The organism is Pseudomonas sp. GW822-FHT04H02 (genome assembly GCF_058800645.1).
The window spans coordinates 169,791-185,855 of sequence record NZ_JBXAMM010000008.1 but is presented as its reverse complement, the minus strand read 5'-3'; the positions used below and the strand labels follow the sequence as shown (position 1 = coordinate 185,855).

The following is a 16,065-nucleotide window of genomic DNA, read 5'->3' as shown; positions in this document are numbered from 1 at the left end:
TTGCTTACAATATCCCTCCCCCCATTTTCTAGGCTTATTGATGCCCTCCTCCCCTCCTTCCCACGTCGCGATTATCGGCGGTGGCCCCGCCGGCCTGATGGCCGCCGAGGTACTGAGCCAGGCCGGGGTTCGGGTCGACCTGTACGACGGCATGCCATCGGTGGGCCGAAAATTCCTCCTGGCTGGGGTCGGTGGCATGAACATCACCCACTCCGAAGCCTATCCGGCCTTCCTTTCCCGCTACGCCGAGCGGGCGCCGCACATCGCCCCGTTGCTGCGGGAATTTGGCGCCGAGGCGCTGTGCCAGTGGATTCATGAGCTGGGTATCCAGACGTTTGTCGGCAGCTCCGGCCGGGTGTTTCCTACCGACATGAAGGCTGCGCCGCTGCTGCGCGCCTGGCTCAAGCGCCTGCGCGATGCCGGAGTCGTTATCCACACTCGGCACCGCTGGCTGGGCTGGAATGCCGACGGCAGCCTGCGCATCCGGCATGCCGAGGGTGAAAGTGCGGTACGGGCGGATGGGGTCCTGCTGGCATTGGGCGGCGGTAGTTGGGCACGCCTGGGTTCCGACGGGGCTTGGCTGCCCCTGCTGGAACAGCGCGGTGTACAGCTCGCACCCTTGCAACCGAGCAATTGCGGTTTTGAGGTCAGCGCCTGGAGCGAGCTGCTGCGCAGCAAATTCGCCGGCGCGCCGCTGAAGAACGTGGCCATCGGCCTTGATGACGACGCACCACGGCTGGGTGAGTGCGTGATCACCGCCAGCGGCATCGAGGGCAGCCTGATCTATGCACTGTCGGCGCCGATTCGCGAATCCATCAACCGGCACGGGCAGGCGACGATCCATATCGACCTGCTACCGAACAAGCCCCTGGACAAGGTCCAGGTCGCCCTTTCCAAGCCACGCGGCTCGCGGTCCATGGCCAAGCACTTGCAGGGCCAGTTGGGAATCGAGGGGGTGAAGGCGGCGTTGCTGCGGGAGCTGACCCCGGCAGAGAGCTTCAACGATCCGGCGCTCCTGGCAGCAGCCATCAAGGCCCTGCCCCTGACGCTGATCAAGCCTCGCCCACTGGACGAAGCCATCAGCAGCGCCGGCGGCGTAATGTTTGAAGCCCTGGACGACGACCTGATGCTCCGGCAGTTGCCTGGAGTGTTTTGCGCAGGGGAAATGCTCGACTGGGAAGCGCCGACCGGCGGCTACCTGCTGACCGCCTGCTTTGCCAGCGGGCGCCAGGCGGGGCTGGGGATGCTGAAGTGGTTGCGGCGCCAGCCATAAACAGCTTCGCCGGCAAGTCGGCACCTACGCAAGGGTAGGAGCCGGCTTGCCGGCGAAGGGCCCGGCGCGATGTCAGATCAAGGCTTGCGCTTGCGCGGCCCGGTGTTGAAAGCCGGCACCTTGCGCACCGGCTTCACCGCCGGGGCTTCAGCCACTTCGCCACTGTCCACCCACTTGCCCAGGTTGCGCTTGCCGCCACCGCCGGAGGTTTTCGGCTTCTTGGGCTTCTTCGGCTTTTTCACCACCTGGCCACTGGCGTCGGTTTCCGGCACCCGGTGCTCGGGTTCGAAATCCTGTTCCTCATGGCGCTTGAGGGTCTGGCGGGTGAGCATCTCGATCGCCGAGAGCAGGTTCACCTCGTCGGCGCACACCAGGGAAATCGCCTCGCCGGTGGAACCGGCACGGCCGGTACGCCCGATGCGGTGGATGTAGTCCTCGGCCACGATCGGCAGGTCGAAGTTGACCACCAGCGGCAGGTCTTCGATGTCCAGGCCGCGGGCCGCCACATCGGTGGCCACCAGGATCTGGATCTCACTGGCCTTGAACCGGTCCAGGGCGCGCTGACGCGTGGCCTGTGGCTTGTCGCCATGGATGCCGTCGGCATTCACGCCCTGGCCCTGGAGTTTCTCCACCAGTGCATCCACACCGTTGCGGGTCTTGGCGAACACCAGCACCTGCTTCCAGCGATTCTTGCGCAGCAGGTGGCTGAACAGCTCCGGCTTGCGCTTCTTGTCCACCGGCACCACCCATTGCTTGACCGTGTTGGCAGCCACGTTGCGCGGGCTGACCTCGATGCTCAGCGGATCGTTGAGCATCTGCCCGGCCAGCTGGCGGATGGCGTCGGAGAAGGTGGCGGAGAACAACAGAGTCTGGCGTTTCTTCGGCAGGGCCGCGTAGATGCTCTTGAGCTCTTCGGAGAACCCCAGGTCGAGCATGCGATCGGCCTCATCCAGCACCAGGGTCTGCAACTGGCTGAACTTCACCGCATTCTGACGGAACAGGTCCAGCAGACGCCCCGGAGTCGCCACCAGCAGGTCCACGCCTTTGCGCAGCTTCATCATTTGCGGGTTGATGCTGACCCCGCCGTACACCGCATAGGTGCGCAGCGGCAGGTGTTCGGCGTACTGGCGCACGCTTTCGTGGACCTGCTCGGCCAGTTCCCGGGTCGGCACCAGGATCAGCGCGCGTACCGAGTTGCTATCGACTTTCGGCCCTTCCAGGGTCAGCAACTGCAACAGCGGCAGAGCGAAACCGGCGGTCTTGCCGGTGCCGGTCTGGGCCGCGGCCATCAGGTCACGCCCGCCCAGCACTGCCGGAATGGCTTGCGCCTGCACCGGGGTCGGGGTCTGGTAGCCGAGGGTTTCGAGGGCGCGCAGCAGGGGTTCGATCAGGCCAAGAGTGGCGAATGTCATGGGGGTACCGTAGGAAAAAGTCAGCACAGGGACGCAATGGGCGGCAGTTTACCCTAATTCAGGGGCTCGCTCCCGGGCCGCCCCAGGCCTGCCAAGCCCGCCCCGGTGAGTGTATGCTCGCCCCACTGTTTGCCACGGGTCGCGCACAAGGGCGGCGCAACACCCGAGTTGGCACTCAACCGCCCCTTTGCCCTTCCCAAGGAGCCTCACCGCGCATGGACAACCAAAACCCCTTCCAGGCCCCTGCCGCCGAACTCCTGGCCAGCAAGCCAACCGATCAGAGCCTGTGCCTCTACAGCGTGGCGGCCATTGGCCTGAGCACCTTCATCGGCACCTCCGTGGCCGGCGCCTATTTCATCAGCCAGAACCTCAAGGCCATGGGCCGCGAGAGCGAAGTGAACAAAGTCTGGGCCATGGGCATCGGCCTTTTCATTGCCATGAGCGTGGCAGGCTTTTTTCTTCCGGAAAGTATCCCCGCGGTGGTGTTCATCCTGCCGCCGATCTACGGGATGAACGCCTACGCACGCCAACTGTTCGGCCCCCAGGTGATAGAGCACAAGGCCGGTAACGGGCGCTTCTTCTCGCTATGGCGAGTGGCGGGAATCAGCCTGCTGTTTTCCCTGGCCCTGGCGGCAGCGTTATTCGCCCTCGTCCTGCTGAGCGGGTTCGAGTGACCCGTTCAGGCTGAAGCCACCGCGCCGGGCATTGCCCGGCGTTTTTTATTGCAACCACGCTGTCTCCCCGGCCGTTCTGGCCAACTCGCCGGCCCTTCTGCACCCTCCGCCGGCAGCACCCGACACACGGCAAACGCTCCTGGCACAACAGTGCTCTTGCCCTTCGTACGGGCAAGTTCCCTAGGACAGGTACTAAAAGCCAGGCTTCGAATATACGGCACCAGCGCCGCTGCCTATGATGCCCGCCGCCGGCACAACTCCTCATCCACATCATCAGCGCGGACGCTTTCACGATCCTGTTCGCCAGGTTTGCGCCGCGCTGTGTATATCCAGGAATGGTTATGCCGACCTTCAGATTGAACACCCTGTCCCGTGCCACCCGCCTTTGTGTGGCCAGCCTGGGAACTGTCGTATTGCTACCCATGACGGGCCTGGTACAGGCCGCCGATGAACCTGCCGATGCGGCCCTGCCACGCGCCGAAAGCGCGGCCGACGGCCCCTTCATCAATATCCAGGCGCTGATGGCCAATCCGGCCCAGCGCAACATCGCCGACGCGGGAACCGAACGTCTGCAGCAGGAAATCGGCATGCGCCTGCGCAGCCTCATTCCGGACCGGAACGACAGTTTCAAGGGCCTCAAGGTCATGGTCGGCACGCTGCAAAGCAACAACCGCTCCCAGAGCGCCGCACAGGAAATGTTTGTCGCCGCCCGTGGCGACGGCAGCTTCATCGCCCTGATGCCTGACAGTAATCTGATGATTCGCGGCAACGCCAGTGGCGAACAGTCGCTGATTCGCCTCAACAACCAGCACTCCTTCGACCCGCGCAATATCGACTCCGTGCCCAACGAAGGCAACGACGTACCCAACCTGATCGAGACCCAGAGCGGTCAGCGCAGCTACCTGACCCACCGCAACGCCCAGGGCGAGATCGTCATCGATCTGCTGGCAGGCTTCACCCAGAAAGCCGCCAACTACATCGGTGACCATGAGGCCTACGCCCTGGCCCAGGTCGCCTCGGTCAACCGTGCCGTGGAAAACTCGCAGATCAAGAATGTGCGTGTGCGCCTGGCCGGCACCCAGGTGATAACCAACGACTACCCGATCACCACCCCGGTGCTGGCCGATGTCAAAAACCTGTTCGCCGATGGCATGCGCAAATACAGCCCGGACCTGGTCGCCGCATTCACCGTTGGCACACCCGGGGTGGACACCGCCGCCGGCTGGGCCTACGTGAACGGCCGCTACTCGGTCAACGCCATCAGCGCCTCGGCCGCCTTCCGCCACGAACTGGCGCACAACATCGGCGGCAGCCACTGCAACGACGGCAACGACAACTACCGCTTCGGCCACAACAACGGTCGGGTCGGCACCATCCTCTGCGGCAACCACGTCGGCTACTTCTCCAACCCGGACCTCAAGGACCACCTCGGCGTGCCCCTGGGCGATGCTCGAACGGCGAACATGGCCCGGGTCTGGCGCGAGAACGCTGCGAAGATTTCCGCCTACGCCCCCTCAGTCGTGCCGCTGGACAGTGAAAACCTGATCACGATTCTCGAAGAACGGATCAACCAGGCCAAAGGCCAGACCCGCTACTTCCCACTGGATGTACCGGCAGGCACCCAGCGCCTGGCCTTCACCGTGGTGCCCGGCACCAGTACCAACAAGGGCGGCCAGGTCCAGTTGTCGCTCAAGTATGGCGCTCAACCAACCACCACCAGCTACGACTACCGCTCGGCCCTCAGCCAGATAGTCGGTCTCGGGGCCAAGGATCCAAAACCGGGCCGCTGGTACCTGGCTATCAGGACCGAAGGTATGGCGGCTGAAGACCTGATCCTGCAAGGCAACGCTTACGGCCACACCCGGGAAACGGCCCAAGGCACCTACCTGAAGCTCGTGGCGACCTCTTCGGTGGACGGCAAGAACAACGCCAGCATCGCCGAACTGATGCTGGCCAGCGCCAAAGGCGAGCCCCTTCCTCGAAACAGCTGGCGTGTCCACTCAACCAGCAGCGTGGCATCCGGCACCACCTCGGGCTCGAACGTGCTCGATGACAACCCCAACTCCTACTGGAGTTCGGCCGCCGACGCCCGTTATCCCCACCAGATCGTGATCGACATGGGCAGCAATAACAGTTTCTCTCAGTTGCGCTACCTGCCACGCCAGGGCCAGGCGGGTAATATCAAGGGCTACCAGGTGTACTCCAGCCACAGCTTCAATGGCCCCTGGAGCTTGCTGGCAGACGGTGAGTTCAGCGCCGACAACCAGGTCAAGGTGACCTCGCTCAAACCTGTGGATGCCGGCACCCCGCCAGTGGCCGTGATCCGCGGCAAGACTGAAGCCAATGCAGGTGAACAGATCGTGCTGGATGCGTCCGCCTCCAGCGACCCACAAGGCGCGGCCCTGAGCTTTGCCTGGGAAGCCTCGCCCAAGCTGGACTTTACCTACGACGGTCCGCGTATTGCCTTCACCGCACCAGAATTGGCTGAAGACACCCGCTACCGTTTCACCCTGAGCCTGAGCAACGGCAAGCAGAGCACCCTCAAGACCCACGAAATGCTGATCAAGGGCAAGGCCGGCAGCGGCAGCTGCAAGCCCCAGTGGCAGGTTCGCGGTACCTATGTAGCCAAGGACCAGGTGCAGTGGAAAGGCCGTCAATACGAAGCGCGCTGGTGGACCCAGGGCAGTGAACCGGGCACCCCGGCCTTCACCGGGCCCGATGGCTCCGGCAAGGTCTGGCGTGACCTGGGTCCGTGCGCCAGCGAAGGCGAACAGCCGGCGGTCAAGCCGCCACTGGCCAGCATCGACGGCCCGGGCCAGGCCAAAGCCGGAGCAACGGTGGTGCTCGACGCCAAAGGTTCCAGCGACCCTGCTGGCCTGCCGCTGAATTACCGCTGGAATGTGAACCCGAGCGTGGACTTCCAGGCGGCCGGGACCTCGATGAAGTTCGCCGCCCCCAAAACAGCACAAGACGTCACCTACCGCATCACCCTGAGCCTGGGCAACGGCCATCACAGCGTGACTCGCGAGCACAGCGTGACGGTCAAGGCAGAAAGTACCGCTTGCCAGGGCCCATGGTCGGCCCAGGGCACCTATGTGGCGAAGGACCGAGTCAGCCATAACGGGCGCTTTTACATCGCTCGCTGGTGGGTCAAGGGCAATGAGCCGGGCAACCCGGCGTTCACCGGGCCAGATGGTTCCGGTAAGGTCTGGCTCGACGCCGGAACCTGTAACTGATGCGAAGTGGGTGACCGCCAGCTGCACAATTGGGTCACCCTTTCCCGGCAATGTGGGTTAAAAGGGTGGGCGGCGACTGCCCCGGTCGTCGCCCACCCACTGCCGTCGATCGCCGCTCGATTCCACCCAGCGCGCCCATTGGCAGGCCACTGACGTTTTTCCCATGGAGTTCTTCAATGCCCAAGATTGCCCTGTCCGCACGGATGCTAGCGGGCCTTTCACTCTCCCTGTTCCTGCCCCTGGCCTGCGCCGCCGAGCTCGTCGGTTTTCGTGAAATAACCCTGCCCGATGCAAGCAAACAGCGCCCCCTGCATGTCGCCCTCTGGTACCCCACCGAAACCGCCAGCCCGCTTCTGGTATCGGCAGAGAACCCGGTCTTCCAGGGCCTGCCCACCATCAAGGATGCCTCTCCTGCCCCTGCGGCCCATCCCTTGGTGGTCCTGTCACACGGCTATCGCGGCAACTGGCGCAACCTCAGCTGGCTGGTCACTTCGCTGGTCGGCCAGGGTTATGTGGTCGCCGCCCCTGACCACCCGGGCACCACGAGTTTCGACCAGCGTCCGGAAGAAGCGGCGAAGCTTTGGCAGCGTCCCCGGGATCTGAGCCGGGTCATAGACGCACTGAGCGCAGACAAGTCCCTGGCAGGCGCGGTCGACCCGCAGCGCATCGCCGCCATCGGCCATTCGCTGGGCGGCTGGACGGTCACCGCATTGGCCGGCGCCCGCTATAGCCCGCAACGCTTCCTTGAGGAATGTCGGCTGCATCCCAACCCGCGTCTGTGCGGGCTGGCTCCGGAACTGGGGATCGCGCCGCAAAACCAGGACTCTCTGGGCACCGACCTGCGGGACCCGCGAGTCAAGGCGGTCGTCTCCCTGGACCCGGGGCTGGTCCGTGGGTTCACCCCGCAAAGCTTGTCAGCGGTGCAGACGCCAACCCTGATCCTGGGAGCAGGAGTCGATATTGCCAGCATGCCGGTGGAGCAGGAGTCGGGCTACCTGGAAACCCACCTGCCGTCGGCCACCTCCAGCCTGCTGGTGATCGCCGATGCCAGCCATTTCAGCTTCATGCAAATCTGCAAGCCAGGCGCCACGGCCCTGCTCCGGGAAGAGAACCCCGAGGATGAAATCATCTGCCGGGACGGCGGCCAGCGCAGCCGCGAAGCGATTCACCAGCAAGCGAGCCAGGTCATCGGCGACTTTCTCCAACGGAGCCTGGCCGGCCTACCACCGGGACAGTGATCAGGCCGCCTCTTCCTGGGCCGCGGCCTTGGGCTTGCGCCATTGGGGCAGGCCGATCAGCACTACGGCACTGATGATCACCAGCATGGCCATGGCCTCCTCGATGCCAATGGTTTCGCCGACGAAGACGATGCCCAGCAGCACCGCCACCGCCGGGTTGACATAGGCGTAGCTGGTGGCCGCGGCTGGGCGCACGTGCTTGAGCAGGTACATGTAGGCGTTGAAGGCGATGATCGAACCGAAACCGGCCAGGTAGGCCAGGGCCAGCCAGCCTTCCATCGGAGGCAGGGTGTCCAGATGCTCACCGCTCAGGGCACTGCCGATCATCAGCACCACGCCACCGACGAGCATTTCCGCGGCACTGGCCATGGCGCCCTGGGGCAGCGGCAAATGCTTGCTCCACACCGAGCCGAAAGCCCAGGCCGCCGCAGCGAACAGCAGCAAGGCAGCGCCCGTCGGGCTCGACTGCAGGTTGGACCCCAGGTTGAGCATGCCGATGCCAATCATCCCGAGGACGATCCCGGCCCACTCCAGGCGCGTGTTGCGTGCACCCCAGAAATACCCGCAGAGCAAGGTGAACAAAGGCACCGTGGCCACCGCCAGCGCCGCGACGCCGGAGGTCACCCCGGAGTGTTCGGCCAGCGTTACCGCGCCATTGCCACAGCTCAACAGCAGCACACCGATGATCCCTGCGGCCTTCCATTGCGCCCAGGTCGGCGCCGGCACCCCGCGCCAGCGCAGAAAGGCGTACATCAGGCTACCGGCGATGATGAAGCGAATGCCGCCGAGCATCAGTGGCGGCCAGTATTCGACACCGATGCGAATCACCAGGTACGTCGAGCCCCAGATTACATAGAGGGCAAAAAAGGCGGCGATCAACGGCAGCGGAAAACGGCTTTGGCCAGGCATGGGAGGCGGCTCTGAGGCAGGCAGGGGGAGGTCTATTCTAGAAACTCGGCCCAGGGAACTTAAGTTACAAAACCTGTTTATAACGCCCGTACACTTTCCAAAAGATGGAGATAAGGGCTATATACCGTGCTTTCGAAAGCTGGATAGATCGAGAGCCTTCCATGGACAAGTACGACCGCATGCTCCTGGCCAGCCTGCTGGAAAATGGCCGGGCGAGTTACGCCGAGCTGGCACGCAAGGTGAATCTCTCGGCACCGGCGGTGGCCGAGCGCGTGGCCAAGCTGGAGGCCTGCGGAGTGATCACCGGCTACCAGGCCAAAGTCGACATGGCCAAGGTCGGTTTGCCGATCCAGTGCGTGATCGAACTGCGCCTGGCCCAGCACGGCAACCAGAAGGCCTATGACGAACTGATCAAGATTCCCCAGCTCACCGAGTGCCACCGGGTCACCGGCGACCCTTGCGTGATCATGCAGGCCGCAGTGGGATCGATGCCGGAGCTGGAGGAGTTGATCAACCGCGTGGCCCAGTTCGGTTTCAGCAAGACCTCCATCGTGCTCTCCAGCGCCATTGAACGGCGCGTGCCCCTGGGGCAACTGGAAAGCAAATGAACCTCGGGGCTCAGAACCCGCGGTGGCGCTTGAGGTGTTCGGGGACTTTGGCCGCGGGAACCTTCTGCAGTTTGCACAGGAAGTCATGGGACAGCTCGCGCAGGCCATGCTTGTGCCTCAGTTCGCCGGCCAGGTGGGCCACCAGGTTGGCTGCCATTTCCGCATCGGCCATGGCCCGGTGAGCCTGGCCGGTGTGGGGCAGGCCGGCGAATGAGGTCAGGGTGCCCAGCTTGTGATTAGGAGCCGCCGGCATCAGGCGCCGCGCCAGCAGCAGCGAACAGGCGAAGTTCTGCAGGCGGGTGCGCTTGATCCGGCCCAGCTCGAAATCCCAGAACTTCTGGTCGAAGGCCGCGTTGTGCGCCAGCAACGGCGTGATGCCGACGAACTCGTTGACCTCGTTCATCACCTGCTCTGCCGGGGGTGCGCTGCGCAACATGGCATTGCTGATGCCGGTCAGTTGCTCAATAAACGCCGGCACCCGCACGCCGGCGTTCATCAGGCTCTGGTAACGCTCGACGATGCGCCCCTGCTCAAGGATCACCACGGCGATTTCCGTGGCCCGGCAACTGCTGCTCGGGGAGATCCCGGTGGTTTCAAAGTCGATGACGGCAATGCGTTCCAAACCTGTCCTGCTCCGTATGAAAATTGATCAGCTTTTAAGCAGCAAGGCGCCTTCGATCGGCACATAGCGCGTAGCCGCGCGAATCAGCGAATTGGCGGTCAGCCCCGGCACGCCATAGGCCACCGCGCTGACCCCGTGCTTGTGGATGATGCGCTCCAGCAGCAGGTCGAAATCACCGTCGCCGGAAGCCAGCACCACTTCGTCGACATGGGCCGCAGCGTCCATGATGTCGATGGTGATGCCCACGTCCCAGTCGCCCTTGGCCGAGCCGTCGCTGCGCTGGATATAGGGCTTGAGTTTTACCGTGAAGCCCAGGTTGCGCAGGATCTGCTGGAACTGCTGTTGCTTGCTGTCACCACGGTCGATGGCATAGGCATAGGCTTCGACTATCTGCCCTTGCTTGCTGATATCCGCCCACAGCGCCGCATAGTTGAAGTGGCAACCATAGGCCTGACGAACGGTGTAGTAGAGGTTCTGGACATCGGCGAACACAGCGATTTTCTTCACCGCTAATCCTCATGGCGCAGCAGCGCAAGGGCTGGATCGGGCCTCGGGCCCCGAAAAGTCGCCCAGTATGCCAGTCGCAGGGATTGTTCCGCGAATAATCGGTCCGGGGCAGGTGTTTGCCCCGGACCGACGCAGGTCAGACGAAGGAGTCGTCGTCGGAGAAGAACGAGCTGTCGTCGTTGTCGTAGTCGGCGTTGCTGAAGCCACCCTGGTCGTTGTTGCCCCAGGAATCGTTGTTGGCCAGGCGCTGGTCGTCATTGCCCCAGCCACTGTTGTCGCTGGCCGGCGCCGGTTCTTCCTTGATGACTTCGACGATTTCCTGGGGCTGCTGGTTGTTGTGGAACAGGCTGCTGATGCCCTGGGCCAGCATGACCCCGCCCGCAACGCCGGCGGCAGTTTTCAAGGCGCCGCCCAGGAAACTGCTACCCGCCGCCGGTGCCTGCTGCGGTGCATAGTTCTGTGGCGGTGCGGCGTAATTCTGCTGCGGCGCACCGAAGTTCTGTTGCGCGGGGGCGCCAAAGGAAGAACGCGCTGGTTCACGCCAGCCACCACCGGACGACGGTGGCGGCGCGCTCTGGCTCGGTGCCGGCTGTGGCTCGCGGGAACCGCCGAAGATGCTCGACAGGAAACCGCCACCGGCCGCCGGTGCCGGAGCACTGGCCTGGGCCCGGGCCTGTTGCAGGTCAGCCTGCAATTGCTGGACTTGCTGGGTCAGCTGCTGGTTCTGCTCGTTGAGGCTCTTGAGTGCGGCCTCCTGCACCAGGATCGCCTGGGTCATGAAATACCCGGCCGCAGGCTGGCGGGTCAGATGCTCCTTGATCCGCGCCTCTGCCTGGGCGTCGCGCGGGGCTGAATCCGTTTCGGCTTGCTGCAACCGTGAAAACAGTCCATCGATCAGGGTTTGCTCTTGGTTGTTCATGGCGACCTCTTTAGATTGCCGGTAGAAATCTGGTCCGCCACTCGGACAGAGCGGTGGTACGCACCAGTTATGGGGCTGGTGCGACGACTTTCAATGGTCTTTACCCAAGGTTTACGTTTGCTCGGGCGGGGCCTGCATCGGTTAAAGTGTGCAACCGCTTCTTCAACTGCGATCTCATCGAATGAATCCGTTAGATGTACTGCGTGACTCTCTGTATTTCTTCCAGCGCAACCTCGGGCAGATCGCCCAGCTGTGCCTGCCGCTGGTGATTCTCGAAGCCTTGCTGCAACAAGGGGTCAACAGCGCCCTGGGCCCCGATACCTTCCCGGGCTACAGCGTGGTGGTGGGCCTTCTGGTGTATCCGTTGTACACCGGTGCGCTGATCCTGTTTCTCGACGCCCGCACCCGGGGCGAGTCGCCGCGGACCCGGGACCTGCTGGCCATGGCCCTGACCCTGTGGCCGCGTTTTGCCCTGCTGACGGCGGTCAGCACCCTGCTGATCCTGCTGGGGTTGTCGCTGTATTTCCTGCCGGGGCTGTGGCTGATGGTGGTACTGGCTTTCGCCGAGTACCTGCTGGTGCTCAAGGGCATGGCGCCGCTGGCGGCCATCAGTGAAAGTTTCCGCCTCAGCCGTGGGCACTTCCTGCGGATCCTGGTGTGCATCCTGGCGGTAATGACCCCGCTGTGGCTGCTCAAGGGTGCCAGTGAAGCGGCCTATTCCGAACCGCTGAACCCGCTGCTGTCCCTGGCCATCGACAGCGCCTACAGCTTTCTGCAGCTGTTCACCAGCGTGGTGCTATTCCGCCTGTTCATGCTGATCAGCGAGCAGCCGGACAAGCGCTAAATCCTCCCCCGGCCGCTCTGCCCCTTGGGTGACGGCCGTGCTCTCGGTTATGCTCCGGGGCCATCCTGCAACGCCATAAGCCGAGCCGATGATCCGTCTACTTCGCATCACCCTGTTGAGCCTGTTGTTGATCGGTCTGGTGCTGGCCGGGCTGGTCTACAGCCTGACCTGGCGCCCGGAAGCCAAGGAAAGCCTCGCTGTCAGTTGCAGTGCCCAGGCCGCGCCGCTGGTGCCGGGCCAGGCCCTGAAAGTGATGACCTGGAACCTGCAGTACCTGGCGGGCAAGCGCTATGTGTTCTGGAACGACCAGGCACAGGGCGAGGACGAGCAGCCGACCCTGGAGGACATGGCCTTCAGCCTCGACGAAGTGGCTCGCGTGATCCGCGACGAACAACCGGACCTGGTGCTGCTGCAGGAAGTGGACAACGGCGCCAAGGCCAGCGCCTACCAGGACCAGCTCAAACTCCTGCAGGAACGCCTCACCGATCTCTACCCCTGCAGCACCCAGGCTTACGACTGGAAAGCCGATTTCGTACCATCGCCGCATATTTTCGGCAGTGTCGGCCGACAACTGGCCACCCTCAGCCGCTATCGCATCGATCACGCCGAACGCCTGCAACTGCCCACAGCCGAACACGGCTTCATCGGCCGGCAGTTCCAGCCCAGGGAGGCCCTGCTGCTGAGCTACCTGCCCCTGAACGACGGCGGCCAGGTGGCGGTGCTCAATACCCATCTGGAACGTGCTCGCACGCCTGGCCAGACGCAATCAAGGCAGGTCGCAGCCATTGGCAAAGTCCTGGATAAACTCGAAGGCCGCGGCACGCCCTGGCTGATTGGCGGGGATTTCAACCTGTTGCCCCTGGGCCAGTACCAGCGACTGAGCGACGTGCAACGGGCGCCCTACAGTGCCGACAGCCCGCTGCACCTGCTGTGGGACAAATACCCGATGATCCCCAGCAACACCCAGGCCAGCGGCGTCGACCGCGCGCATTGGCTGACCCACTACCCCAACGACCCGAGCCTCGACGGCCCGGATCGCACGGTGGACTACCTGTTCTACAGCCCGCGGCTCAAGCGAGTCGAATCCCGGGTGCGCCTGGACGACACCTTGCGCATCTCCGACCACCTGCCGGTGCTGGCCCGGTTCCTCTTGCCGGCGCAATAAACCCCAGAGCGGCTACAGGGCAGTACGGGAGTTCGGGTTATTTGCGCGGTTTGACCCGCGCCGTGGCTTCGGCGATCAGCGGGTCATCCGGCCAGTAGTGCTTGGGGTAACGGCCCTTGAGGTCCTTTTTCACCTCGGCGTAGGTGCTGCGCCAGAAGTTCGCCAGATCCTGGGTGACCTGTACCGGACGTCGTGCCGGAGACAGCAGGTGCAACTTGACCACCTGGCGGCCACCGGCAATGCGCGGTGTTTGCGCCAGGCCGAACAGCTCCTGCAGGCGTACCGCCAGGATGGGTGGATACTCGCTGTAGTCCAGGCGAATCGACGACCCGGAAGGCACCGTCAGGTGATGGGGGGCCAGCTCATCCAGGCGCTGAGGCAGTGGCCAGGGCAGCAGGTTGTGGATAATTCCGGCCAGTTCCAGGTTGGCGAAGTGGCTGAGCCGCGAGACCTTGCCCAGGTAGGGCTGCAACCACTGCTCCAGCCCCTTGAGCAAGGCCCCGTCACTGACATCCGGCCATTGGCTGGCGCCCGTGGCCTCCAGGTCCAGCTGGCGCAGCAACGCTACCCGGGCCTGCCACTGGCGCAGCTCCGGGGTCCAGGGCAGCAGCTCCAGGCCTTTGCGCCGGACCAGATTGACCAGGGCCTGGGTGCGGGCGGACTCATCCAGCCCGCTTAGCGGTTCGCGACTGAGCACCAGTTCGCCGACCTTGCGCTGGCGTTCGGCCCGCAACACGCCTTCGCGTTCGTCCCAATCCAGCTGATCGACTTGCCGCACCTGCTCCGCCAGTACCGAATCGAACAACACCGGATCGAAATCCGCCGCCAGGTAGATGCGCTCCTCGCGCTGCCCCTGGCGGCTGCCCAGGTCGGCGATTACCAGCCAGGGTTGCTTCATCAGGCTGTCAGTTTCGCTGAACAGCGCCGCGCGGCCGTTGGCCAGGCGGTATTCGGCACCGCCGGGGCGCCGCTGCTGGGCCACCCGGTCGGGATAGGCCAGGGCCAACAGGGCGCCGAGCCAGCGCGGGTGCTCGGGGTCGGCCACCGCAGCCTCGGGCTGCCCGCGCAGATAGCCCCGGTACTGGCGCGCCAGTTGTCGGGCACGCTGCACCCCGCCCTGGGCTCCGCGAGCGGCACGCTCTTCCCCGCCAAGCAGCACCAGGCGGCTGTGCAGGTCGGCGCCGGCGCCGCGCAGGATATCCCGTTCCCCCAGCAGCGCCGCGACATCGCAAGCCATCGGCGCCAACCCCAGGGACTGGCCGCGCAGCAGCAGATGGGCGATGCGCGGGTGAGCCGGCAACTCGGCCATGGCCTGGCCGTGGCGGGTCAGGCTGCCATCGTCATTCAACGCCCCCAGGCGCACCAGCAAGTCCTGGGCCTGGGCATAAGCGGCACTGGGGGGAGCGTCCAGCCATACCAGTTGATTTGGCGTCACGCCCCAGCGCGCCAGTTGCAGGGCCAATCCGGCCAGGTCCGCCTGGAGGATTTCCGCACTGGCATAGGCGGCCAGTTGCTCCTGTTGATCGGCCGACCACAAGCGGTAGCACACGCCGGGCTCCAGACGCCCGGCACGCCCGGCGCGCTGGGTGGCGCTGGCCCGGGAGATACGCTGGGTATCGAGGCGGGTCATGCCGCTGCCGGGATCGAAACGCGGCACCCGCGCCAGCCCGGCATCCACCACCACCCGCACGCCATTGATGGTCAGGCTGGTTTCGGCAATGTTGGTGGCCAGCACCACTTTGCGCTTGCCCGACGGCGCCGGGTCGATGGCTGCGCGCTGGGCTGCCAGGTCCAGCTCGCCATGCAACGGGCAGAGCAGGATCTCACTGCGCTCACCCAGGGCTTCGGCCAACTGCTGGTGCACCCGGCGGATCTCCGCCTGGCCGGGGAGGAACACCAGCAGGCTGCCGCTTTCATCGTTGAGGGCCTCGAGCACGGTCTGCACCACCCTTGGCTCGATGAATTCACCGGGCTGGAAGGGTCGGCCCCAGCGCTGGGTCACCGGGTACATGCGCCCTTCACTGCGCAGGATCGGCGCATCGCCGAGCAGGGTCGACAGGCGCTCGCCTTCCAGCGTCGCCGACATCAGCAGGATCTTCAGTGGCTGCTCGTCACGAAACAGCTCGCGGCCATTGAGGCTCAGGGCCAGCGCCAGATCGGCGTCCAGGCTGCGTTCGTGGAATTCATCGAAGATCAGCAGGCCGACGCCTTCCAGGGCCGGGTCATCCTGCAGGCGCCGGGTGAGGATGCCTTCGGTGACCACCTCGATGCGGGTACGCGGGCCGACCTTGCTGTCCAGGCGGATGCGATAACCCACGGTCTCGCCGACTTTCTCTCCCAGCTCGCTGGCCAGGCGCTCGGCGGCGGCCCGGGCGGCCAGGCGCCGGGGTTCGAGCATGAGGATGGTCTGTCCGGCCAGCCAGTCCTGGTCCAGGAGCGCCAGGGGCACGCGGGTCGTCTTGCCGGCACCGGGCGGGGCTTCGAGCACCGCTTCATGGCGTGTCGCCAGGGCGGTACGCAGTGCAGGCAAAACTTCATCAATTGGCAAAGAATTCATGCTGGCTCCAAAACAGAGGCGCGAGTATAACGGCGAACTGCCTGGGGTTAATCATGGTCTGAGTGCTGATCGACAAGACTCAACACCCCGCTTCATCCCTC

Annotated in this window: 13 protein-coding genes; 7 read left to right on the top strand and 6 right to left on the bottom strand. The window is 64.5% G+C overall.

The window, feature by feature from the left end:
* Positions 1–40: 40 nt before the first annotated feature.
* Positions 41–1,273, top strand: coding sequence for a TIGR03862 family flavoprotein (locus AC1RMG_RS29040; RefSeq protein ID WP_125062957.1), 1,233 nt, complete (start codon positions 41–43; stop codon positions 1,271–1,273).
* Between the two features lie 77 nt (positions 1,274–1,350).
* Here AC1RMG_RS29040 and rhlE1 read toward each other — a convergent pair whose 3' ends face one another.
* Entirely contained in the window at positions 1,351–2,685 is a 1,335-nt protein-coding gene (gene rhlE1, locus AC1RMG_RS29035) for an RNA helicase RhlE1 (RefSeq protein ID WP_011063626.1), read from the bottom strand.
* Positions 2,686–2,900: 215 nt separating this feature from the next.
* Here rhlE1 and AC1RMG_RS29030 point away from each other — a divergent pair, with 215 nt between their 5' ends.
* The 3 genes from AC1RMG_RS29030 to AC1RMG_RS29020 all read left to right on the top strand — a co-directional run bounded on the left by AC1RMG_RS29030 (position 2,901) and on the right by AC1RMG_RS29020 (position 7,833).
* Positions 2,901–3,359 (top strand): hypothetical protein, encoded by a 459-nt coding sequence (locus AC1RMG_RS29030; protein WP_019093830.1) that lies wholly within the window; start codon positions 2,901–2,903, stop codon positions 3,357–3,359.
* Between the two features lie 341 nt (positions 3,360–3,700).
* Positions 3,701–6,595, top strand: a complete 2,895-nt coding sequence (locus tag AC1RMG_RS29025; RefSeq protein WP_493170836.1) for a carbohydrate-binding protein — start codon at positions 3,701–3,703, stop codon at positions 6,593–6,595.
* A gap of 176 nt (positions 6,596–6,771) precedes the next feature.
* The gene (locus tag AC1RMG_RS29020) at positions 6,772–7,833 is read left to right on the top strand and encodes an alpha/beta hydrolase family protein (RefSeq protein WP_493170834.1); all 1,062 of its coding nucleotides are present in this window, start codon (positions 6,772–6,774) and stop codon (positions 7,831–7,833) included.
* Here AC1RMG_RS29020 and yedA read toward each other — a convergent pair whose 3' ends face one another.
* The gene (gene yedA, locus AC1RMG_RS29015; protein ID WP_493170833.1) at positions 7,834–8,742 is read right to left on the bottom strand and encodes a drug/metabolite exporter YedA; all 909 of its coding nucleotides are present in this window, start codon (positions 8,740–8,742) and stop codon (positions 7,834–7,836) included.
* A 161-nt stretch (positions 8,743–8,903) separates the two neighbouring features.
* Here yedA and AC1RMG_RS29010 point away from each other — a divergent pair, with 161 nt between their 5' ends.
* A complete protein-coding gene (locus tag AC1RMG_RS29010; protein WP_210458027.1) occupies positions 8,904–9,350 on the top strand; it encodes an Lrp/AsnC family transcriptional regulator in 447 nt (148 codons plus the stop codon).
* 10 nt (positions 9,351–9,360) lie between these two features.
* On the opposite strand, the gene AC1RMG_RS29005 is transcribed toward AC1RMG_RS29010, so the two are convergent.
* The 3 genes from AC1RMG_RS29005 to AC1RMG_RS28995 form a co-directional block, all read right to left on the bottom strand.
* Complete coding sequence (locus AC1RMG_RS29005; RefSeq protein WP_011063631.1) at positions 9,361–9,972, bottom strand: 3'-5' exonuclease; 612 nt, start codon at positions 9,970–9,972, stop codon at positions 9,361–9,363.
* 27 nt (positions 9,973–9,999) lie between these two features.
* Positions 10,000–10,479 (bottom strand): NYN domain-containing protein, encoded by a 480-nt coding sequence (locus AC1RMG_RS29000; protein ID WP_011063632.1) that lies wholly within the window; start codon positions 10,477–10,479, stop codon positions 10,000–10,002.
* A gap of 136 nt (positions 10,480–10,615) precedes the next feature.
* On the bottom strand, positions 10,616–11,398 hold the full coding sequence (locus AC1RMG_RS28995; RefSeq protein WP_053154073.1) for a DUF2076 domain-containing protein: 783 nt from the start codon (positions 11,396–11,398) through the stop codon (positions 10,616–10,618).
* 181 nt (positions 11,399–11,579) lie between these two features.
* Between AC1RMG_RS28995 and AC1RMG_RS28990 the strand changes: the two genes are divergently transcribed.
* Together AC1RMG_RS28990 and AC1RMG_RS28985 are read left to right on the top strand one after the other, a co-directional pair.
* Entirely contained in the window at positions 11,580–12,242 is a 663-nt protein-coding gene (locus AC1RMG_RS28990) for a YciC family protein (RefSeq protein ID WP_019093827.1), read from the top strand.
* 88 nt (positions 12,243–12,330) lie between these two features.
* On the top strand, positions 12,331–13,407 hold the full coding sequence (locus AC1RMG_RS28985) for an endonuclease/exonuclease/phosphatase family protein (protein ID WP_404673597.1): 1,077 nt from the start codon (positions 12,331–12,333) through the stop codon (positions 13,405–13,407).
* Positions 13,408–13,444: 37 nt separating this feature from the next.
* Here the strand turns inward: AC1RMG_RS28985 and hrpB are convergent, their stop codons facing one another.
* Positions 13,445–15,964 carry an ATP-dependent helicase HrpB gene (gene hrpB / locus AC1RMG_RS28980; protein WP_493170831.1) on the bottom strand — a complete coding sequence of 840 codons (2,520 nt, stop codon included), beginning with the start codon at positions 15,962–15,964 and terminating at the stop codon, positions 13,445–13,447.
* Positions 15,965–16,065: the final 101 nt, after the last annotated feature.

Bases quoted from the DNA above. Each gene is read 5' to 3' on its own strand.
- AC1RMG_RS29030 (WP_019093830.1), top strand. From the start codon at position 2,901: ATGGACAACCAAAACCCCTTCCAGGCCCCTGCCGCCGAACTCCTGGCC.
- AC1RMG_RS29010 (WP_210458027.1), top strand. From the start codon at position 8,904: ATGGACAAGTACGACCGCATGCTCCTGGCCAGCCTGCTGGAAAATGGC.
- yedA (WP_493170833.1), bottom strand. From the start codon at position 8,742: ATGCCTGGCCAAAGCCGTTTTCCGCTGCCGTTGATCGCCGCCTTTTTT.
- AC1RMG_RS28990 (WP_019093827.1), top strand. From the start codon at position 11,580: ATGAATCCGTTAGATGTACTGCGTGACTCTCTGTATTTCTTCCAGCGC.
- hrpB (WP_493170831.1), bottom strand. From the start codon at position 15,964: ATGAATTCTTTGCCAATTGATGAAGTTTTGCCTGCACTGCGTACCGCC.
- AC1RMG_RS29025 (WP_493170836.1), top strand. From the start codon at position 3,701: ATGCCGACCTTCAGATTGAACACCCTGTCCCGTGCCACCCGCCTTTGT.
- AC1RMG_RS28985 (WP_404673597.1), top strand. From the start codon at position 12,331: ATGATCCGTCTACTTCGCATCACCCTGTTGAGCCTGTTGTTGATCGGT.
- AC1RMG_RS29040 (WP_125062957.1), top strand. From the start codon at position 41: ATGCCCTCCTCCCCTCCTTCCCACGTCGCGATTATCGGCGGTGGCCCC.
- AC1RMG_RS28995 (WP_053154073.1), bottom strand. From the start codon at position 11,398: ATGAACAACCAAGAGCAAACCCTGATCGATGGACTGTTTTCACGGTTG.
- rhlE1 (WP_011063626.1), bottom strand. From the start codon at position 2,685: ATGACATTCGCCACTCTTGGCCTGATCGAACCCCTGCTGCGCGCCCTC.
- AC1RMG_RS29020 (WP_493170834.1), top strand. From the start codon at position 6,772: ATGCCCAAGATTGCCCTGTCCGCACGGATGCTAGCGGGCCTTTCACTC.